The organism is Arthrobacter sp. MMS18-M83 (assembly GCF_026683955.1).
In the GTDB taxonomy this organism is placed as follows: Bacteria; Actinomycetota; Actinomycetes; order Actinomycetales; family Micrococcaceae; genus Arthrobacter.
In genome coordinates this window covers 330,524-350,206 of the sequence record NZ_CP113343.1, presented here as the reverse complement: position 1 = coordinate 350,206, position 19,683 = coordinate 330,524, and the positions used below count along the sequence as shown (strand labels likewise).

Annotated in this window: 15 protein-coding genes and 1 pseudogene; 7 read left to right on the top strand and 9 right to left on the bottom strand. The window is 63.7% G+C overall.

The features are described 5' to 3' along the window. Positions 1-157 precede the first annotated feature (157 nt). From OW521_RS01655 to OW521_RS01640, 4 genes are all read right to left on the bottom strand, one after another. A complete protein-coding gene (locus OW521_RS01655; RefSeq protein ID WP_268022381.1) occupies positions 158-5,056 on the bottom strand; it encodes an NAD-glutamate dehydrogenase in 4,899 nt (1,632 codons plus the stop codon). A gap of 250 nt (positions 5,057-5,306) precedes the next feature. Then, positions 5,307-5,468 carry a hypothetical protein gene (locus tag OW521_RS01650; RefSeq protein ID WP_268022380.1) on the bottom strand — a complete coding sequence of 54 codons (162 nt, stop codon included), beginning with the start codon at positions 5,466-5,468 and terminating at the stop codon, positions 5,307-5,309. A 426-nt stretch (positions 5,469-5,894) separates the two neighbouring features. Beyond that, positions 5,895-7,211, bottom strand: coding sequence for an MFS transporter (locus OW521_RS01645; protein WP_268022379.1), 1,317 nt, complete (start codon positions 7,209-7,211; stop codon positions 5,895-5,897). Between the two features lie 51 nt (positions 7,212-7,262). After that, positions 7,263-8,687 carry an amidase gene (locus OW521_RS01640; protein WP_268022378.1) on the bottom strand — a complete coding sequence of 475 codons (1,425 nt, stop codon included), beginning with the start codon at positions 8,685-8,687 and terminating at the stop codon, positions 7,263-7,265. Positions 8,688-8,809: 122 nt separating this feature from the next. Here OW521_RS01640 and OW521_RS01635 point away from each other — a divergent pair, with 122 nt between their 5' ends. Further along, a complete protein-coding gene (locus tag OW521_RS01635) occupies positions 8,810-9,274 on the top strand; it encodes a TetR/AcrR family transcriptional regulator (protein WP_268022377.1) in 465 nt (154 codons plus the stop codon). A 902-nt stretch (positions 9,275-10,176) separates the two neighbouring features. On the opposite strand, the gene OW521_RS01630 is transcribed toward OW521_RS01635, so the two are convergent. The 4 genes from OW521_RS01630 to OW521_RS01615 form a co-directional block, all read right to left on the bottom strand. Then, on the bottom strand, positions 10,177-10,467 hold the full coding sequence (locus tag OW521_RS01630) for a Dabb family protein (RefSeq protein ID WP_268022376.1): 291 nt from the start codon (positions 10,465-10,467) through the stop codon (positions 10,177-10,179). Position 10,468: 1 nt separating this feature from the next. Then, on the bottom strand, positions 10,469-12,139 hold the full coding sequence (locus tag OW521_RS01625; RefSeq protein ID WP_268022375.1) for an FAD-dependent oxidoreductase: 1,671 nt from the start codon (positions 12,137-12,139) through the stop codon (positions 10,469-10,471). 46 nt (positions 12,140-12,185) lie between these two features. Next, positions 12,186-12,947 carry an SDR family NAD(P)-dependent oxidoreductase gene (locus OW521_RS01620; RefSeq protein ID WP_268022374.1) on the bottom strand — a complete coding sequence of 254 codons (762 nt, stop codon included), beginning with the start codon at positions 12,945-12,947 and terminating at the stop codon, positions 12,186-12,188. Between the two features lie 110 nt (positions 12,948-13,057). Continuing rightward, complete coding sequence (locus OW521_RS01615) at positions 13,058-13,843, bottom strand: IclR family transcriptional regulator (RefSeq protein ID WP_268022372.1); 786 nt, start codon at positions 13,841-13,843, stop codon at positions 13,058-13,060. A gap of 167 nt (positions 13,844-14,010) precedes the next feature. Here OW521_RS01615 and OW521_RS01610 point away from each other — a divergent pair, with 167 nt between their 5' ends. From OW521_RS01610 to OW521_RS01585, 6 genes are all read left to right on the top strand, one after another. After that, positions 14,011-15,729 carry an FAD-dependent oxidoreductase gene (locus tag OW521_RS01610; RefSeq protein WP_268022370.1) on the top strand — a complete coding sequence of 573 codons (1,719 nt, stop codon included), beginning with the start codon at positions 14,011-14,013 and terminating at the stop codon, positions 15,727-15,729. Positions 15,730-15,800: 71 nt separating this feature from the next. Further along, the gene (locus OW521_RS01605) at positions 15,801-16,571 is read left to right on the top strand and encodes an IclR family transcriptional regulator (RefSeq protein WP_268022368.1); all 771 of its coding nucleotides are present in this window, start codon (positions 15,801-15,803) and stop codon (positions 16,569-16,571) included. A gap of 188 nt (positions 16,572-16,759) precedes the next feature. Continuing rightward, the gene (locus OW521_RS01600; protein ID WP_268022366.1) at positions 16,760-17,938 is read left to right on the top strand and encodes a cytochrome P450; all 1,179 of its coding nucleotides are present in this window, start codon (positions 16,760-16,762) and stop codon (positions 17,936-17,938) included. Continuing rightward, entirely contained in the window at positions 17,931-18,206 is a 276-nt protein-coding gene (locus OW521_RS01595; RefSeq protein ID WP_268022364.1) for an FAD-dependent oxidoreductase, read from the top strand. The genes OW521_RS01600 and OW521_RS01595 overlap by 8 nt, the downstream gene beginning before the upstream one ends. A gap of 17 nt (positions 18,207-18,223) precedes the next feature. After that, positions 18,224-19,183, top strand: coding sequence for an NAD(P)/FAD-dependent oxidoreductase (locus OW521_RS01590; protein ID WP_268022362.1), 960 nt, complete (start codon positions 18,224-18,226; stop codon positions 19,181-19,183). A gap of 10 nt (positions 19,184-19,193) precedes the next feature. Beyond that, positions 19,194-19,517, top strand: a complete 324-nt coding sequence (locus tag OW521_RS01585) for a 2Fe-2S iron-sulfur cluster-binding protein (protein WP_268022360.1) — start codon at positions 19,194-19,196, stop codon at positions 19,515-19,517. A gap of 3 nt (positions 19,518-19,520) precedes the next feature. Here the strand turns inward: OW521_RS01585 and OW521_RS01580 are convergent. Next, positions 19,521-19,655: pseudogene (locus OW521_RS01580) on the bottom strand (aldose epimerase); the annotation flags it as partial. Between the last annotated feature and the right edge of the window lie 28 nt (positions 19,656-19,683).

Genomic DNA, 19,683 nt, shown 5'->3' with positions numbered 1-19,683 from the left:
GCGCCGATCCACGAAGGATTGGGCAACGCGGGTCGGCTGCTCGGTGTGGGCATGGGCTGGGGCGGTGGGGCGGGCTCGTGGGAGCTGCTCGTCGTCGGTCAGGACTGCAGCGGATCCGGCCCGTCAAGCGGTCGCCGCTCCTTGCGATCAGCACCGGTCAAGTGCGGACGAGGGTTCTGAGGAGCCTGAGGACGACGGAGATTGACGCGATGTCCGCCGGACCCGGCGCCATTGCTTCGGCGAAGGTGTCTTTGATCCGGGCGAGCTGCTCTTGGCGCCCGCGTTCCCATTCCACGATGCGCTCGAGGGAGTCGGCCCGCTGGGGATCGCGGCTCCGTGTGCTCCGCAACACTGAGATGGCCATGTCGGCCGCGACTGAGTACACATCGGCGCGCAGTGCGGCCCGAGCGAGCGCCTCCCAGTGCCTGCCCCGTGGAAGGTCAGTGATTTTCAGAAACAATTTGAGGGCGCCGATGCGCTCGAGCACGGTGGAATACATGTCCGCAACCTGTTCGAGGGGCTCATCGATCTGTTCCGCGATCAGGGAGATATCCAACAAATTGAAGCCCAGGACTATGTCGACTCCGCGCCGCGCCAGGTCGGGCGGGATCCCGGCGGCCTCCCAGCGGGCCAGCAGGTCCTGCGCGATGTCGAGGTCGTCGCCGCGCAGGTAGACGACGCTTCTGTTCTGCCGTAGTTCCATGGCGGGCGTGATCCTGCTGATGGCGTGTTCCAGTGGCTGGTCCCGATGGTCATGGGTCATGTACCAGCGGGTAGACCGGTCGAGGATCCTTCGCACATACACGGCCAGTTCCGCGCCGTGCTCGGCCGGAAAAGTCGGCGGAAGTTCGGCGATTCTGTCCGCGACCCACTGCAGGTCAAAGGCTTCTCGCACTGCCACGAAGGCCCTTGCGAGGGCCGCCGCGGTCCCGGTGGTTTCTTCGATGGCACGGAAGGCGAAGGTGATCCCGCCCTGGTTGATCATGTCGTTGGCGAGCACGGTGGAGAGGATCTGCCGGCGCAGGGGGTGCGTTTGGAGCTCGGTTCCGAAGCGCTCCGTGATCCGGGGCGGGAAGTAGCTGCGAAGGACGCGGTCGAACCAGGGGTCGTCGGCGATGTCGCTGTCGTTTAGTTCCTTGGCGAGTGCGATTTTGGCGTAGGCGGCCAGTACTGACAGTTCGGGGGGAGTGAGCCCTTTGCCGGCCTGCAGCCGTGCATGGAGCTGGTCCGTGGTGGGTAATGCGTCTCGATTCCGGTCCAGGTCGGTGGCCTTTTCGAGCCAGTCCATGGTCCGTTCGAAGCCGGGGCTCCAGTTCAGGACGAGCTGGCGGTCGTTGAGGAGCAGGGTGTTCTGGTCGCGGCTGTTCTTCAGCACGAGGCGTGCCACGTCGTCGCTGAGCGAGTGGAGGAAGTCGGCGCGTTCGACGGCTGGCATCTTGCCTGCTGCGATCATGCGGTCGATGAAGATCTTGATGTTGACCTCGTGGTCGGAGCAGTCCACTCCGGCAGAGTTGTCGACGGCGTCGGTGATCAGCAGGACCCCGTTCAGTGCAGCCTCGACCCGTCCCCGTTGGGTCATTCCGAGGTTGCCGCCTTCGACCACGGTCCTCGCCCGGAGTTCGTTACCGTTGACTCGGATCCCGTCGTTGGCTTTGTCGCGCACCTCGGTATTGGTCTCCGTGGAGGCTTTGACGTAGGTTCCGATCCCGCCGTTGTAGATCAGATCAACGGGCGCGCGCAGGATTGCTTGGATGAGATCGGGCGGGGTCATCGCCGTCGTCGTCTCCGCGGTCAGCCCCAAGGCCGAACGCACCTCTGGGCTGATGGGGATCGATTTGGCGGCGCGCGGGTACACCCCGCCGCCGGGGCTGACCAGCCGAGGATCGTAATCGGCCCACGAGGAACGGGGCAACGCGAACAGGCGACGGCGTTCCTCGAGGGAGGACGCCGCGTCCGGCGTCGGGTCCAGGAAGATGTGCCGGTGATCGAACGCGGCCACGAGGCGGATGTGGTCCGAGAGCACCATGCCGTTGCCGAAGACGTCCCCGCTCATGTCCCCGATGCCCACCACCGTGAAGTCTTCGCGCCGGGAGTCAATGCCGAGCTCGCTGAAGTGCTGCTTGACTGACTCCCAGGCGCCCCGGGCGGTGATGCCCATCCGCTTGTGGTCGTAACCTACGGAGCCGCCTGACGCGAACGCGTCACCGAGCCAGAAGCCGTACTCCTTGGCCACCTCGTTGGCGATGTCAGAGAACGCCGCGGTCCCTTTGTCGGCGGCCACTACGAGGTAGTAGTCGTCGTCATCATGCCGCACCACGTTCGGCGGCGGGATAACGCGCCCCACCTGGCCCCGTGTGCCGCGGGCCGCAGGGGACACAGTGACGTCGGGCGGGGCCAGGTTGTCCGTGACATCGAGGAGGCCCCGGAGGAAGTCCTTGTAGCTCTCAATGCCTTCCGCGAGCCATGCTGCGCGGTCCGCTATGGGATCAGGCAGGTGCTTCGCGTAGAAGCCGCCCTTCGCGCCGGTGGGGACGATCACGGAATTCTTCACGATCTGGACCTTGGCGAGCCCGAGGACTTCGGTGCGGAAATCCTCGCGCCGGTCCGACCATCGCAGGCCCCCGCGCGCCACCGGCCCGAAGCGAAGGTGCACGCCCTCGACCCGGGGCGAATAGACCCAGATCTCGAACTGCGGACGTGGGTACGGGGCGCCGGGAAGGTGGGAGGGCTGGAGCTTGAAGCTCAGGTATGGCCGGTTGCGGTAGAAGTTGGTCCTCGTCGTGGCCTCGATGAGGTTCAGGAACGTGCGCAGCAGGCGGTCCGCGTCCAAGGAGGTAACGGCGTCGATCGCCTCGGCCACCTCCTCCCGGGCGGCCTTGGTATCCCGAAGACGCTCGGCGATGCCGAGCCCTGGGCGGAACCTGGCTCGGAACAGGCCCAGCAGCGCGTGTGTCGCCCCGGGGTTGGCCAGGAAAGTATCCGCGATGAAGTCGTACGAGTTCGTGGTTCCCAGTTGCTGGAGATACTTGGCATAGCCGCGGAGGATCACGATGTGCCGCCAATCAATGCCCTCCTGCAGGACGAGTGCGTCGAAGCGGTCTGACTCCGTGTCACCGCGCATGGCTGCTCCGAAGGCGTCCGCGAGCAGGGGGGCGGTTCGAGCGGGATCCACGTCTGCCGGGTACGTCACGCCTAAGTCGTACAGGAACAGCGGTCTGTCCGTGCCGCGCAGGATGTCGAAGGGTCGCTGGTTCTGCACTTCAAGGCCGAGGTTGTGGAGGAACGGCAGGATCTGCGTCAGGCTCCGGGGGCTCGTGAGGTATAGCCGGATCCGCGAGTCACGAGCCGGGGCGCCTTCGGGCGGCGCGGGGGCAGATTCCGGCCGCGTGGTGAGAGCCAGCAGGGGGTCGTTCAGGGGGCGTCCGCCGGTGCCGTCCAGATCGAACTGCTCGAACCGCGTAATGTCCTCCACCGCGTCCTCGAGATCGACATCGGCCCGGTAGCCGACCGGGAACGCCGCCGACCAGAGGGAGGACAGCCGGGCGGCCTGCGCGGCGGGAAAGCGGCCGCGGAGGGCATCATCCAGTCCCTCGGCCCAGGTCCGCGTGGCGCTGATCAGGCTCCTCTCCAGCACGGTCGGATCGACGGCGTCGGGCCGTCGCCCTGCCGGCAGGAGGATCCGGAAGAAGACGCGGGCCATCGGCGAATCGCCCAGCCGGACGTCGAACTCGAGGGAGGAGGCGTTGAAGGCCTGCTTGAGCTCCTGCTCAAGGCGAAGGCGAACGGCCGTGCTGTAGCGGTGTCGCGGAAGGAAGACCAGCGCGGACACAAACCGGCCGTAGCTGTCCGCGCGAAGGAACAGCCGCGTCTGCCGGCGTTCCTGAAGCCGCAGGATCTCCGCCGCGAGCCGGGTCAGTTCCTCAACGTCGACCTGAAAAAGCTCGTCGAGGGGAAACGACTCAAGGACGGCCACCAATTCAGTCGCCCGATGCGACGCCGGGACGAAACCGAGCCGCCCGCGCACCGCGGCGACCTTGTCCCGGATCACCGGTATCCCCCGCACCGATTGGCCCGCCGCGCCCGGGGCGAACAAGCCAACAAAGCAGCGTTCCCCCGCCACAGCACCCGTTTCATCGAATATCGTCAGGCGGATCTCCTCCAGATATGAGGCCCGCTCCACGGTGGAGCGGAGGCCGGAGGTGGAAAGCGTCAGGACCTCTTTGGCCCGGGTCGTCGGATCGTCTGCGCCCTTGGACAGCTGGTGGGCAAGCAGGAAACCCAGCTCAGACCCCGGCCTCAGCTGAAGGACTTCGTTGCCTCCCGCCGTCGTCAGCCCGTACTCGCAGTAGCCCAGGAACTCGAAGTTTCCCCCCTCCAACCACGGGAGGAAGTCCCTGAGCTGTTCGACGGGCGGCAGGCACCCGCTGGGGTACCAATCCAATGACTCGACGGCGGCTACCACCTGGGCGTGGAGTCCGCCGGCGTCCTCTGCAACGGCGCGGACATCGGCGAGGACCCTCTGCAAGCCCGCCACGAAATCCTCGGCGCCGGAGGAATCCGGCAGCCCGCCGATCTCCAACGCAATCCAGATCTCCGCCGTGCTACGCGCAACCGCCGTGGCGTCCATTGCATCGCCGTCGCGCAATGCGTCGCTGCGGGCGGCGAACCCTGCACGCTGGGGCCCATGACGGAGTTCGATGAGCTCATGGGTTGCGGGATCGCGGAGAACCTCAAACGTGGGATGGACGACGAGCCGGATCGACACCGCTTCACGCGTCAGTTCTGCGGTGACCGAGCGAACTACGTGCGTCATGTCATCGGCCACCACGAACAGCATCGCGGCATTCCGCTCATTGACGACTGCGACCTTGGACGTCCCCGGCGGGCGGACCGCGGCCAGAGCGAGGTGCTCCCGCGCGCGGAGCTCAAGCGTCTCGACACTATAGTCGTGGATGTCCTCGGCAGTGACGTGCTCGTAATAGGCAGCGAGGAACTCTTCGTCGGTCTGCGATAGACCGTCCGCGGCGGAGCCCTCCGCCGGCGTTTCGCGTGGCATGCTCTTGTGCCTCCGGCGCGCGGAGCCGCCCAGGGCGGTCCTAGGGGGCCGGATCCTCGCGCCTTACTTCATGATCGCCACCCGAGCGCCCGCCGTCCAGAGAGCGTCAAATGCGCGATGGCGCGTAGTCCCCGGAGTGGGCGCCCTACACGCGTTCGCCTCCAAGGCCATGCGGTCGGTAGCGACAAGTCGCGCCTGCAAAGGCCCCTTTCGGCGCCCAAACAGTCGCATCGTGTGTCGTTTCGTCCCTCTACTTCAACCCCGACCGCACGAAGCGCTGCAGGAAGACGTAGATGAGGAAGATCGGCAGCCCTGCGAGGGAGTACGCTGCCATGATGGCGCCCCAGGTTTTGCCCTCGGCCCCGAGGAAGCCCGAGACACCGACCTGGATGAGCGCGGTCGACTTCGGCATGATGAGCGACGGCCGGAGGTACTCGTTCTAGGCGCTGATGAACGGGATGATCGCGAGGGCCGGCCGCAGGTCGGGGACCACGATCTGTCTCGGGGGCGAGCACTCCGAGGCACCCAGGGAGCGCCGGACTTCTCTCTCATGGTCAGGCCTTCGGAGGATTCGCCATCAGGATAGAACACGACCGTGATGTACCTGCGGCGCGCAACAGAGCGCTGCAAGCGATCGATGACGACAAGGTCACTTATCCATCTCATAGTGGAACAATGCATCAAGGCCTACTAGATAGGCGGCTCGGCTCACTCCAAGGCCGCCGGGTCCTTCCGCATCGCAACACGGAAGGACCCGGTCACCTCTACCGCACACGATTCAGGGCAACGGACCGGCATCCTGATCGCTCCATCCTCAGTTCTGTGTCCTGAGTTGAGGTCAGGGAAGTGTTGGCACGGCCGATTCCGTTTTGGGAGCGACCTGAATGTCTTTAAGGTCTTTGTGACGGATGACGAAGGACCCGATGAGCCCTACAAGAGCCCCTGCACCGATGTAGTAGGGAAGGAATCCCAGGGCGTTATTGGTAAGCATTGCCTGGGCTACGAGGGGGAATGTTCCTCCGAAGACGGCAACCGCCAGCATCGAAGGCAGTGCGGCTCCCATGGCCCTGACGCGGGCGGGGAACAGCTGGGGAGCCAAGACCGCGAAGGGCGCTGTCACAGCGCCTAGCCCGATAAGGTAGACAATCGACCCGCCGACTACCGGCAACGTGCGGCTGCTCATGCCCAGAATGATGGGAACCGTGCAGACGGCCAGGAAAATGTAGGACGCTCTCGCCATGCGAAGTCCTCCGACGCGGTCAGCCACCGCTCCTGCAACGATGATCACTGCGATGAGGAACATGGTCAGCCAGGGAAGAATGACGGCCACCTGCTCCTTGGTGGCCGCTCCGGTCGAGTTGAGGTAGACCGGCATGTAGGAGGTGACAAAGTACAAGCCCATGGTCGCCGGAATCAACATCATGAATACCGCCAACGATTGGCGCCAGTGCGCCTTGAGAACGGGCAGGACCGGCTGGGGATCAGCCTTTGCTTCCTTCTCAAAGACTTCGCTTTCGGGGGCGATGCGCCGGATCCAAGAAGCTATGATGCCAAGCAGTCCGCAGATCGAAAAGCCCCAGCGCCAGCCGCCATTTTGAAGGGCTTCCTGGCCGAGGACGGACAGCAGGGTTGCCACGGTTCCAAGGGCGAGCATCTGTCCGATGTAAGTTGCCGAGCTTCCTATGGATCCGAAGAGGTATACCCGGTTACGCGGGGCTGTCTCCACGAGGTAGGTTCCGGCGGCAGCCTGCTCACCACTGACGGATATTCCCTGGCCCATCCGTGTCAGGACGATGATGATGGCCGCCCAGATGCCGATGACCGATGCCGTGGGTGTCAAAGCGATAATGACGGACCCGACCGAGATGATCCATACCGACAGAATCAGCCCGAAACGCCGCCCGCGCCTGTCAACTAACCGGCCCATAATAACAGCACCCAGGGGCCGGACAATAAAGCCGATAGCGAAGACCAGGTAGGTCGAGAGGAGTTGCGCTGCTGGATTGGATCCGGCGAACATCTGGCCTGCGAAATACGGTGCCAGAACGGCATAGATGATCCAGTCGAACGATTCAACGACGGTGCCTACGCTGGCCGCCAAGAGCTGGAGCCTGGCGGTCTTGCCGCCGGTCCTGTTAATTGTTGCAGTACTCATGGTTCTCTCAATCAATGTTAGAAGGAGGAAGGTGCGCGGGAAGGGGCTGCGTTAGCTGATGGCCGGCCGGTGGGAGAAGCCAACGGCGCCTTCGATCGCTGATGCGGCCTGGAAGATCCGGTGTTCGCTGGAGGCCGGGCCGATGATCTGCAACGAGATGGGAAGGCCGTTGTGGAGTCCGCACGGGATGGAAACGGCTGGGAGCCCGATGACGTTGAGGAAGCTGGTGTGGCTCGTGTAGACCCCTGCGTATCCGCCGCGCTTGTTGCCCCATTTGTCGGTTTCCCAGTTCTGCTTCCAGTCCTCGAAGGTTGGGGCGACCTCCTGGCTGGTGACGGAGAGCACCAGGTCATAGTTGTCGAAGGCCCGGTGCATTTCATTCCATGTGCTGGCCCGCCACTCGGCGTTGGCGCGGTAGGCCTCGGGGTCGACCTTGGGCATGGGTGTCTTGTTCACAGGAGCTATCTCGATTTCGTACACGAATGGTTCCCCTTCGCCGGGTCCGCCGCCACGGCCCAGTGCTTCGAAGCTGATGTCAGCGTGGTCGATGCTGGCTCCGATGTCGGCAAGCTTCCATGCGGCTTGGCGGACCTGGTCTATGATGGCGCTGCTGTGGGGCTGGGCGTACTGTTCGGTGTTGCCGAACGTGTCTGTCCAAGCAAACTTCCATCCCTGAACGCCGCCGGAGATTTCCTTCATGTAGTCCTGGGGCTGGGTCTGGATTGCAAGGTAATCACGGGCGTCGGGCCCGGCCAGGGCCTGCGTGACCAGAGCTGCGTCCTTGACGTTGCGCGTGAGGGCACCGTTTGTCGCGGACACGCGGAATTTTGGTTGCCGGTAGTCGACATAGGGAACAAGTCCACGGGTGGGATGAACGCCGACGACCCCTGAGAACGCGGCCGGCAGGCGCGTTGATCCGCCGCCGTCACTGCCGATTGCCAAGGGGAGGAGACGAGCGGCAGCGGTAGCTGCACCGCCCGAGCTCGACCAGCCAGGAACCCGGTCGATGTCCCAAGGGCTCCGCGTCTCAGCGTCCCAGTTGAACGCGCCCAGGTCCGGCGCTTCAGGTCGGGCGGTCACACCTTTAGGCCTCGACGTTCCCATCATGGTGTTCGTGCCGACAATGATCGCCCCGGCTGCGCGCAGCCGTTCGACAGCGATGGCATCGTAGCAGGCGACACCGTATTCACCCATGCGGGGGAAGCTGTAAGGCATCCCTGCAACGCTCAGGTTCTCCTTGACGGAGATCGGAAGGCCATGAAGAGGCCCCGGAGTTTCCCCACGGGCCAGAGATTCGTCCAGTTCAGTAGCGCGTGCACGGGCACCGTCAAGGTCCAGGTGGACGAAGGCTTTCAGCGTCGGGTTCAGCCGTTCAATCCGCTCAATGAAGTGTTCCAGCACCTCACGCGAGGACACTTCCCCGCTTACGATTTTTTCGCGGATCTCCGTAGCCGGCATCCATGTCAATTCGTTCATAACAATCCAATCTTGGTATGAGCCAGTTCACAGTGACCGACTCGGTCAGTTTAGAATGACCGACTCGGTCAAAACTGTCAAGAGCTGGTATGGTCGGCTTTAAGCGGATGGAAGGAGCGGGCATGCAGCATGCGGAGTTGGCGATCTCGCCTGCACGTCGGCGGAAGGCCGAGGATATCGAGACGAAAGCCTGGATTCTCTTTGCCGAGCATGGGTTCTCGAACGTGACAATGGATCAGGTCGCGTCTGCGGCTGGCTGTTCCATCCGGACGGTCACCCGGCTGTTTCCGACGAAGGAGGACCTGCTTCTCATCTTCATGCGGAGCAAGAATGCCCGAATTCTTGCTGAATTTGATGCGATAGATCCGAATGAACCCGGCATTCTGAATAACCTTTGGCGCTGTTGGGTCAGGATGACCCATCAGGTGGAAGAAGCGGGGTTGGAAGGCTACTCGCTCTTTAGGCAAGCTTCGGCGAGGGCGCCTGAAGTGGCTGACAGGGTTGCTGGCGAACAGCAGCGAATGTTGCAGGACCGGATTCTCCTCAAACTGCGTTCTTCCCGGAATTCTCCGAGGCCTCCGCGGTAGAGACCATGGAACTGGCCCATTTGTTGCTCGCCCTTAGTGCAGCAACAGTGGCTGCGTGGCAGGAAAAGAGGCAGGAACATGACCTGCTCGTACTTCTAAACAATGCGGAAAGAGCACTGGAGAGGCTTGCGACGGTAGCTGCCGCTGTGGCCCAGCCGTCGAATTAATGCGAGCTCCGATGAGGTTCGGAGGCGCGATTCCCAGGAAGGACCAAAAAGTGTGCAGGTGGTCGTGAGTGAATATATTCAGCCCGGGGCCGCGGCGTTAGACTCCGGTGAAACTCGATCTGGTCTACGTGCGCCACACGTTTACCCCACGGAAACGATGAAATAGGGTGACACGTCATTGTTCCTGCATCGCACGGATAACGGCTAGATTCTGCGAGTAGCGCGTCCGTGATGAGTTGAAGTCAGCGCGGGTCCTGCTTTCTTCCGTTCTCGACACGCCAGCTGCAGAAATGCGGGACTAGACTTCCTCTGCAAAGGTCTGATCAAACTTGCGATTCGACAGAAATGGACAGTCGCCCGAGCATCCGTCCGGTGTCGTCAGGCCTTCTCCGTGTCAGCGAGCCGTTTCCGCGTCGTCACCCTGCTTTTGCCGCGGCGTGAGTAGAGCCAAAGGGCCGCCCCTTGCACTTGTTCAGGAAGGAGGGTTTCATGTATTGGCGCTAAAGGAGAGCCTCTGAACTTTTCGGTTCCATCAAGGTTCGATTTTGTAGTGGAGCCCCATCCACGGTGCGGAAACAAACTCCTCACCATCGCGGAGCTGTTCGGTCCTGGTCGCGGCGGCGGGACACTCCACAGGGGGTCCTTCTAGAGCATCAGGACTGCGTTGCCAACTTAATGCGTGGTGGTCGATTCCAATAGACATCTCAACTCCTTCCGGTCATCCCCAGGGAATCCTTACAACGCGAAATCCACAGACAAAATCTGCTCGCTGTTGGGGAACGAATATGCCTTGAGCGGCTCGTGGAGCGGGTGGGTGTTGTAAACCGCGATGTCCTCGACCTTTTCGAAGTCGGCCACAATGGCGTAGTCGAACGAGCGCTCTTGGTTGAGGACGTCAGGACCGTGGGTCAGGCTCACCATGCCGGGGATCCTGCCCCTCATGGTGTCGAGTCCGTCGATCCAGCTCTGCTTGTCGGCAGGCGGGAATCCGGGCTTGAACTTGAAGAGCACAGTGTGTCGGATCATGTCAGGCTCCAATCGGTGCCGCGGATGATACGGCGGCGGGGACATAGTCCAAATCCTGGCCGGCGATTGTGCGTCCGGCGATGTAGCCCATGGTCATGATCGGGCCGAGGGTGGCGCCGGCGCCCGGATAACCGGCTGCGTAGGCGTTTTCGGTGGTGTTGCCCGCCGCAAACAAACCGGGGATGGGCTGGTTGTCGACGTCGAGGACCCTGGCGTGTCCATCCGTGGCGACGCCTCCGTTGGTTCCGAAAGCTCCGTTGACCACTTCCATGGCATAGTACGGGCCGCTCTTCAGCGGACCTAAGGACGGATTCGGCCACGGGCTGTCGTCCTCGCCCCAGTACTTGTCGTAGGCGCTTTCGCCGCGGCCGAAGTCCGGATCCTCGCCTTTGACGGCGAACTCGTTGAAGCGGGCCACCGTCGCCGTCAGGTTCTCGGCAGGCACGTTGATCTTCGCGGCAAGTTCCTCCAGGGTCGGTGCCTCGATGAGGTATGCGGGCGTGGGCTGGCCGACGCGGTGGGACAGGATGCCGTAGGACTCCATGTAGGCGTGGTCGACGATCACGTGCGCGGGAGTGTTCAGTGTCTGGTTCCTGGGGGAGTCCCAGGACTGGAGGCAGCGGGCAAGATCGTTGTAGTTCTGCGATTCGTTGGCGAAGCGGCGGCCGTGGCGGTTCACCATGATCGAGCCCGGTCCTTGCCGTTCGAAGCGAAGGAGCGTCCCGATGGGCTGCCCGTCGCGGGTGTCGCCGGTGATCGACATGGGCGCCCACCATGCTTCGCGGGTGCCTCGGGTCTGGCCGCCGATGCGCTGGGACATCCGCAGGCCATCGCCCGTGTTCGAAGGGGGCGAGCACATCGTGTACAGCCGCGACGCGAGCATCGAGTCCGCCAGCGCCTTGTCCCATTCGAAACCGCCCGTGGCGAGGACCACGGCGTCGTTCGCGCGGATCTGCTCCCCGGATTCGAGCTCGACGCCGGTCACCCGGATTCCGTCCGTAAGGAGCCGGTGCCCTCGCGCGCCGGTGGCGAGAGCGGCACCGTCGCGCACCAGGCTGGCGAGCAGCATGGACACGAGGGCCTGGCCTTTGGCGACCAGTCCGTCACCCTGGCGGCGGTTCAGTTCCTCCCAAGGGAACTTAGTGAAGGCGCCCCAGGCTTCGTATTCCTGCATCGTGAATGGCGCGCGTCCATCGGTTCGGACGTGATCGCTCAGAGTGCCGAGCGCGTCCTGCTTATTGAACAACTGCGGCTCCACGGTGCGGCCGCCTTCCACGGCGCCAGGCAAATCCTGGCGGTAGTCCGGGAAGTTGTTGAGGAAGATGAAGCGAAGGCCACATTCCTCCTCGACGAAGCGCAGCATCTGGTCGCCGTAGTTCAGGGCAGCGTCCAGGAGTTCCGCGCGGCCGCGGCCGCGGGCCACGGCGCGCACATACTCGGCGGCCGCCTCTTTCGAATCGGTGATTCCGGCGTCGCGGGCGTGATGATTGTCGGCCACCCACAGCATGCCGCCGGACACCGCGGATGTTCCGCCCAGCAGGGCGCTTTTTTCGAGGACGACGACGGACTTCCCCGCGCGCGCGGCCGTGGCCGCCGCGGTGAGGGCCCCGGCGCCGGAGCCGACCACGACGACGTCGTAGCTGTCCGACTCGGTCCCATGGACGAATTTCATTTTGTTGCCTTTCAAAGAGGAATTGTTCGAGGTGCCGCAGCGGCAATCAGACGGCCGTGTAGCCGCCGTCGATCACGAGTTCCGAACCCGTGGTGAAACGGGATTCATCCGAGGCCAGGTAAAGCACCCCGTAGGCAATCTCGTTCGGCTCGCCCTGCCGCGGCAGGGGGTTGGAGCCCACCAACTGCTTGTAGTAGGCCTCGGGCCCGATGTCGGATTGCTCGGCGGAGCGGCGGCTCATGCGGGTATTCATCGAGCCTGGATGGATGGAGTTCACCCGGATTCCGTAGGCGCCGTAGGCCGCCGCGTCGGATTTGCTCAGGAGCCGGACGGCGCCCTTGGTTGCGTGGTAGAGCGGCACGTTCCTGCCACCGGTGATGCCGTGGATGGAGGAGAAATTGATGATGCTCCCGGCACCGTTGCCGATCATTCCCGGAACCACATGCTTGGTCATGAGCCAGACGCCTTTGACGTTGACGTTGAAAATGAGGTCGAAATCTGGCACTGAGGCAGTGTGGGATGCGCCGGCCGGACCGATGATGCCGGCTGCATTGACCAGGATGTCGGGAGCGCCAAAGTCGTCGCTGACCCGGCGGATTGCTTCGGCGACGCTGTCCTCGCTGGTGACATCGACGTCGTACTCTTTGATGTTTTCGTGGCGCACCGTGGCAGGAATTCCCGCCACGTCAAGGCTCGCGACCTTCGCGCCGTGATGGGCGAGGAGCGCCGCGGTGGCGCTTCCCAAGTCTCCGCGTCCGCCGGTCACGACGGCGGTCTTCCCGGCCACGCGGTGTGGTGTGTGGTTCATTGTGGTGCTCCTCCTGCCGCGACACTGCGGCCTCTTGCTGCGTCCTAGCAGAGTCGCAGGGGAGCTGTGACGGGAACCACGGGATTGCCGATGAACGGAAAATGTATCCCTTAGTGGCTTTGGCGGAGGGTGCCCTTGAGTTTGCCGCGCCAGCCCAAGGCACGGGAGATACCGCGGGCGGCGGCCATGAGGACAGGCACGCGGGCGGAGACATTTTCCTCGTCCCGCGGCACCACCACGCTGAGTGCGGCCACCACAGTATTGTCTGGACCGTAGACAGGGACGGCGATGCCGCTGGATTCGGGCACGATCACCCCGGGCATGGCAGCGAAACCGCGTTGCCTGACCTCGGCCAGGTGTCGGCGCAGCACGGCGGGGTCGGTCAGGGTTGTTTCGGTGTACTTGGTGAGGGGACGCGACAGGAGCATGTCCTGGTAGGCCGAAGGGGAATTGGCCAGCAGTACCATTCCGGAGGACGTGGCGTGCACGGGAAGGCGGCCGGCGATCTTGGTGATGTCCACGATGGTCGAAGTGCTGCCGAGCCTTTCGATATACAGGACCTCGTCCGAATCCAGCACGCCCAGGGTGGTGCTGTGCTGGACCACCGATTGCACGTCCTCCATGAAAGGCAACGCCGCTTCCCGCAGGCCCAGCGTTTTGGATCCCCGGGAGGCGAGCTCCCACATCCGGGTTCCCAGTTGGATGTCCCCGCTGGTGTCGCGTTCGAGGAGGCGCTCGAGCAGGAGTTCGTTGACCAGCCGGTAGCTTGTGGTCACGGGAAGCCCGGTACGGCGGCCGAGTTCGGCGACGCTCATGGACGTGTGTTTGTCGTCGAAAGCGCTGATGATCGTGATGAACCGCCTGATGATCGACTCGCCCGATGCCGAGTTGGCCACACTTCCTCCTGACCGGATTCCCACTCAATGGTAATCATGCTCCCCGTCCGCCCCTCCAAGGTATGTCCTGAAGCTTGGCAATCTGCCCGGCTGGCCGCATCGAAGCGGTCAGCCGATTGAAGCGGCGGCCTATTGAAGTGCGCAGCCGAGCGAATGGAGCAAGAACCATGAGTAAGACCGTTGTATGTGATGTCCTAGTGGTCGGCTCCGGCGTCGCTGGAATGGCCGCGGCGCTGAAGGCCGCGTCCCAAGGGCTGAACGTGATCGTTGCCGAGAAGGACCGGTACTTCGGAGGCACTACGGCCATTTCCGCCGGTTGGGCGTGGGTCCCCGGAAACAAGCAGGGCCTGGAGCAAGGGGATACCCGCGAGGATGCGGAAACCTACTTGAGGAACCTCGCCCCGGAGACCTTCAACGCGGCAGGGGTCCGGGACTTCCTGGATACCGTGCCGGAAGCGATCTCCTTTTTCGAGAACGAGACCGAGGTGCAATTCACCTACCCGGAGAAGGCGCCTGACTACCAGATGGACCTTCCGGGAGCGAAACTTTCGGGACGTGCGATCCTGCCACGGGACGTTGATGCCCGGGTGCTTGGGGACACGCGCCTCCTGATGCAGCCGTATATGAGTTCTTACACCGTGTTCGGTTACATGCCGCAGGTTGGGCCGGACATCAACGAGTTCTTCCACGTCAACCAATCGATCAAGTCCTTCGTCTATGTGGCGAAAAAGCTGTTGCGGACATGGGTCGACGCGGCCCGCTACAAGCGCCCGGTCCTGCGCTCGAACGGCAACGCGTTGATGACCCGCATGGTGAAGAGCGCCGCTGATCTGGGGGTGCGGTTGTGGAACGCCTCTCCTGCGCTTTCCCTGACCCGTGGCGACGACGGCGCCATCACCGGCGCGGTCATCGGGGGAGAACATGCCGCCACCGTGACAGCCCGCATGGGCGTCATCCTCGCTGCCGGCGGATTCTCCGGCAACAAGAAACTGCGGCAGGAGCACTTCCCGCACGACGCCAATGGCGATGATCACTTCACACCGACCATTGGCCACGGCGGGGACGCGGCGAACCTGGCGATCAGCGCCGGCGGACACATCGACGATTCCGTGGTCAGCGTGGGATCCTGGGCGCCGGTGACCGTCTTCAAGTACCTCAACGGTGCCCAGCGACTCTTCCCGCACCTGCGCGCCATCGGACTCCCGGGCCTGATCGCCGTCGACCGTTATGGCAAGCGTTTCGGAAACGAGGCCCTTAGCTATCACGACTTCGGAGGGGCGATGATCGCGCATAACAAAGGCGAGGAGAAGACCTTCGGCTATGTGATCGGCGATGCCAAGACAATGCACAAGTACGGCATCGGCTACGCCAAGCCTTGGCCCATGCCGTGCGGCTATTTCTACCGGACCGGATATTTGGTCAAGGGGAAGACCTTGGAAGAACTCGCGGGCAAGCTCGGCATCGACGCCGAAGGCCTGAAAGCTACCGTGTCCGAATTCAACCCGGCGGCAGAACGTGGCGAGGATCCGGCCTTTGGCCGCGGCTCCACTCTGTACAACCACTTCCGGGGCGACATGGAACACAAGCCGAACCCCAACCTTGCTCCCGTCGGCAAGGGGCCGTACTACGCGGCGAAGATCCAGATGGGTGACCTAGGGACTTTTGCCGGCGTCGGCGTCAATGAACGCTCCGAAGTAGTGACGGCAGAAGGAACCCCCGTTCCTGGCCTCATCGCCGTCGGCGCGGCAGCGGTCAGCGTCTTCGGCGGCGGCTACCCGGGCTACGGCTCGCATATCGGCCCGGCCCTTGTGTTCGGGTACCGGGCTGGCCGTGACATCGCAGTGCTAGCTGCCGAGCGTGGGGTCTCCAGGGTGGCGGCGCGCTGAGGACAAGGGCGTCCGTGGGTGTTGCGGTCCGGGTGCTGCCGCCCGCGGGCGCCGCGTAGGAGAATTTCATCATGGCGAATTCCCCAACCGGCGAGTCCGTGATCAGCCGCGTCGTGCGTCTCTTGAGCGCGTTCGACCGGGATGTGCCGAGCATGACGCTCTCCGGCCTCGCGCGCCGCGCCGACCTGCCGCTGACCACCACCCGCCGGCTGCTCGAAGATCTCGTCCTGCATGGCCTGATTGAGCGGCTTCCCGACGGCGACCTGCGGCCGGGGATGCGGATGTGGGAACTCGCCGCGCGAGCTTCACGGGCCCTGAACCTCCAGGAACTGGCACTTCCGTTCATGGAAGATGTCCAGGCCACCGTCCATCAGCACACCACCCTGGCGGTGTTGAACCAGGGGACCGTGCTGTACGTGGAGCGTCTGTCATCGCCGGATTCCAAACTCAATGCGGCGCACATCGCCCAAAGAATGCCCATCCACGCGGCATCCTCCGGCCTGGTGCTGCTCGCGTACTCTCCGCCAGCCTTCCAGGACGAGGTGCTCTCTGCCCCGCTGGCAAAGGTAACCCCTGAGACGATCACGGATCCCTTGCTGATTCGGAAGCACCTGGCAGAGATCCGCCAGCGAGGCTACGTGGCGTTGCCTGGAATCGGTGTCACCGAGTGGACGGGCATCGCCGTGCCGGTTTTCGGGGCGCACAACGAGATTGCCGCGGCGTTGAACGCGATTGTTCCGAGGGACGAAGCGGACATTCCCTTTACCGTCCCTGCGCTGCTGACGGCTGCCCATGGCATTTCCCGCGCGCTGAAATCCGCGGGGTCTTCCCCGCGCCGCTAGCGGGTTTCGACAATTTGGGCCGATGAACGGAAGTCCTGTGGGCGGGGGCGGGCCGCCGTCGTCATTCTTGGTGAGACATGGATCACTATCCGGAAAGAAGGACAATGATGTCTGCTCCCACCACAGAAAAAACCGGCCGACCAGCGGCGCTGCCTCCGTATTCCCATGAATTGGACTGGCCGGAAGGAATGGCGCCTTTCAAAGTAGTCGACGACGGATCCCAGGGAGATCCCTACGCGCACTATGAATGGATGAGGGAGCACGCCCCCGTGCTCCGGGCCTACTCGCCGGTCTCCGATGTCTGGTTCATTTCCCGGTACGACGACGTCCGCAAGGCCATGCGGGCACCCAAGGTCTTCTCCTCCCAGGTGGTGGAGCCGGTTCCGCTGACCTTCCTGACCTTGTTCGACGCTCCGAACCACACCCGGCTGCGCCAAGTAGTGGCGCAAGCCTTCACCCCGAAGGCGATCGGCCGCTTCGAGGAGCGCGTCCGGGAAAACGCCCACAAGTACCTGGACCCCATGATCGCCGCCGGCGGCGGCGACGCCGTGGACGACTACGCCATTCCACTGAGCATGTCCACCATCAGTGCACTGCTTGATGTGCCGGCCGCGGACTTCGACAAGATGAAGTTCTGGTCCGATGAGACGTTCAGCTACTTCGGCAGGCTCGCCCGCAATGCGGAGGGAACCGGCACGGATGAACAAAGCACCTTCGAGTTCTTCGCCTATCTGAAGGACACCATGGAGCGCCTCTACCGCGAGGAGAGCGAGTCCGTGGGCGGCCACATCGCGAGGATGTGGAAGGACGGACTGCTCAGCGAGAAGGAGGCTAAGGAGCTGTGCGCGTTCGTCTTCGTTGCAGGACATGACACGACGACGATCCTGCTCGCCAACGCTTTCAGGCTCTTCAGCGAGCACCCCGAATTGCTGGACCGGATCCGCGAGCGTCCCGAGGATGCGAGCCTCTTCCTCGAGGAACTGGCCCGTTACCGGGGAACGGTGCAGCGCGTGAGCCGCATCACCACCGAAGAAATCGAAGTTGCCGGGGTAACCCTGCCAGCCGGGGCCATCGTCCGGCTCCTGCCCGCGGCCGCCAACCGGGACAGCGCCAAGTATCCCGACGGCGAGACGTTCGATATCGACCGCAACAACGACGGTCACCTGGGCTTCGGCCACGGAGTGCACAGCTGCCTCGGCGCCCCCTTGGCCCGGTTGGAAACCCAGGTGACGATCGAAATCCTGGCGCAGAAACTGGGTTCCCTGATACTCGATCAGGACAAACCGATTGAATACGTTCGCGGAAACAACCTCACGAACTCGGGCCCGGAACACCTGCACGTGAAACTGGAGAAGCTCAATGCCTGAACAGCAGATCCCACACGAGAACCAGCCCGTTGTCATCATCGGTGCCGGCCATTCCGGGGTCGCTGTCGCGGCGGGACTCCGCACCAGGGGATGGCAGGGCCGGATCCTCCTGCTCGACGTCGAAAAGGAGACACCGTACGAGCGCCCACCGCTGTCGAAGGAACTCCTGAAGGCCGGTGCGCCGAACGAGTCCACGCCACTGCGCAAGGAAAAGTTCTTCCAAGACAAAGGTATCGAACGGGTGGGGGACTCACGGTCGAGTCCATAGACCGTCCAGGCAAGACCGTGCTCCTCTCCGACGGCAGCCGCCACGCCTACCACCGCCTCGTCATTGCCACCGGTTCACGGGCCCGGGCCTTGACCGTTCCCGGCGCCGATCTCCCGGGTGTCCTTGCCTTGAGGACCAAGGACGACGCGCTCGAACTCAAGCGCGTCCTGGTCCCAGGCGCTCGCGTCGCCATCATCGGTGCTGGCTACATCGGCCTGGAAGTCGCCGCTGCAGCGGCCGCGCGGGGCTGCATAGTCACCGTCCTCGAATTCCAGGACCGCGTCATGAGCAGGGTGACCTCGGCTCCCGTTTCCCGCTTCTTCGAGAAAGTCCACGAGCAAAAGGGCGTCCGCTTCGTCTTTGGCGCCGCGGTTACTGCCATCGAGGGAACGGACCGGGCCGAGCAGGTGGTGACGGCCGACGGCGCGCGGTTCCCCGCCGACGTCGTCCTCGCCGGAATAGGCGTGATTCCCAACCAGGAAATCGCCGAAGCTGCCGGACTGCACTGCAAGGACGGCGTCTTTGTTGACGACGACGGACGCACCTCGGACCCGGAAATCTACGCAACTGGTGACGTCACCCGCTTCACCAGCAGGATCGATGGCCAGAGCCAGCGGCTCGAGTGCATCCAGAACGCCATGTCCCAAGCGGACAGCGTCGCCGCGCAGATCACCGGCCAGCCGACGTCGGATCCCGAGATCCCCTGGTTCTGGACCGTTCAGCACGGCGTCCGCCTGCAGACCGCAGGAGTGCGCCACCCCGACGACGATGTCATCGTCCGGGGAACGCCCTCGGAAGGAAAGTTCTCGGTGGTCTATCTCCGGAACGGACGGCTCTCCGCCGTCGACACCGTGGGCGGGCTCAGCGACTTCCGCCCCGCCAAGAAACTCATCGCCCAAGCGGCGGCAATTGATCCCGCGCTCGCCGCGGACCCCAGCATTCCGTTGACTGACGCTGCATTGCAGCCCTCACTTTAGAGGAACCACCATGAGCAACAACAAAGTAACCGTCGTCGACCGTGAAGGCGCCACCCATGACCTTGAATGGGAGCCGGACCAGACACTCATGGAGGCGCTCCGGGACAACGACCTCCCGGTCTTGGCCTCTTGCGGCGGCACCGCATCCTGCGCCACCTGCCATGTGTTCCTGGAAAAGGACGTCTTCGAAAACCTGGGGGAACGCAGCGACGACGAACTAGAACTGCTGGTCGAAGCCGAAGGCTACCAGGAATGCGGCTCCAGGCTCTCCTGCCAGGTCGACTTCAGCCAGAACCTCGACGGCGTCACGGTCACGCTGGCGCCGGAGGGGTAGGCGCTAGGGCCTCTGGCCCTGTCCGGGCAGCCGGTACCGGATTCCCCAACTGGCTTCCCAGGCCTCCCCGGGTTCCAGCCAGCGCAGTCCTTCGCCGCTGTTGAAGGCATCTGCGCGTGCCGTCATCGGTTCGACGGCGGGCGGTCGGAGCTCCACGCGCCTCCAG

Coding starts and splice junctions, on each gene's coding strand:
- OW521_RS01655 (WP_268022381.1), bottom strand. CDS start 5,056: ATGCCACGCGAAACGCCGGCGGAGGGCTCCGCCGCGGACGGTCTATCG.
- OW521_RS01585 (WP_268022360.1), top strand. CDS start 19,194: ATGAGCAACAACAAAGTAACCGTCGTCGACCGTGAAGGCGCCACCCAT.
- OW521_RS01635 (WP_268022377.1), top strand. CDS start 8,810: ATGCAGCATGCGGAGTTGGCGATCTCGCCTGCACGTCGGCGGAAGGCC.
- OW521_RS01610 (WP_268022370.1), top strand. CDS start 14,011: ATGAGTAAGACCGTTGTATGTGATGTCCTAGTGGTCGGCTCCGGCGTC.
- OW521_RS01650 (WP_268022380.1), bottom strand. CDS start 5,468: ATGCCGAAGTCGACCGCGCTCATCCAGGTCGGTGTCTCGGGCTTCCTC.
- OW521_RS01620 (WP_268022374.1), bottom strand. CDS start 12,947: ATGAACCACACACCACACCGCGTGGCCGGGAAGACCGCCGTCGTGACC.
- OW521_RS01600 (WP_268022366.1), top strand. CDS start 16,760: ATGGCGCCTTTCAAAGTAGTCGACGACGGATCCCAGGGAGATCCCTAC.
- OW521_RS01595 (WP_268022364.1), top strand. CDS start 17,931: ATGCCTGAACAGCAGATCCCACACGAGAACCAGCCCGTTGTCATCATC.
- OW521_RS01645 (WP_268022379.1), bottom strand. CDS start 7,211: ATGAGTACTGCAACAATTAACAGGACCGGCGGCAAGACCGCCAGGCTC.
- OW521_RS01630 (WP_268022376.1), bottom strand. CDS start 10,467: ATGATCCGACACACTGTGCTCTTCAAGTTCAAGCCCGGATTCCCGCCT.
- OW521_RS01605 (WP_268022368.1), top strand. CDS start 15,801: ATGGCGAATTCCCCAACCGGCGAGTCCGTGATCAGCCGCGTCGTGCGT.
- OW521_RS01625 (WP_268022375.1), bottom strand. CDS start 12,139: ATGAAATTCGTCCATGGGACCGAGTCGGACAGCTACGACGTCGTCGTG.
- OW521_RS01640 (WP_268022378.1), bottom strand. CDS start 8,687: ATGAACGAATTGACATGGATGCCGGCTACGGAGATCCGCGAAAAAATC.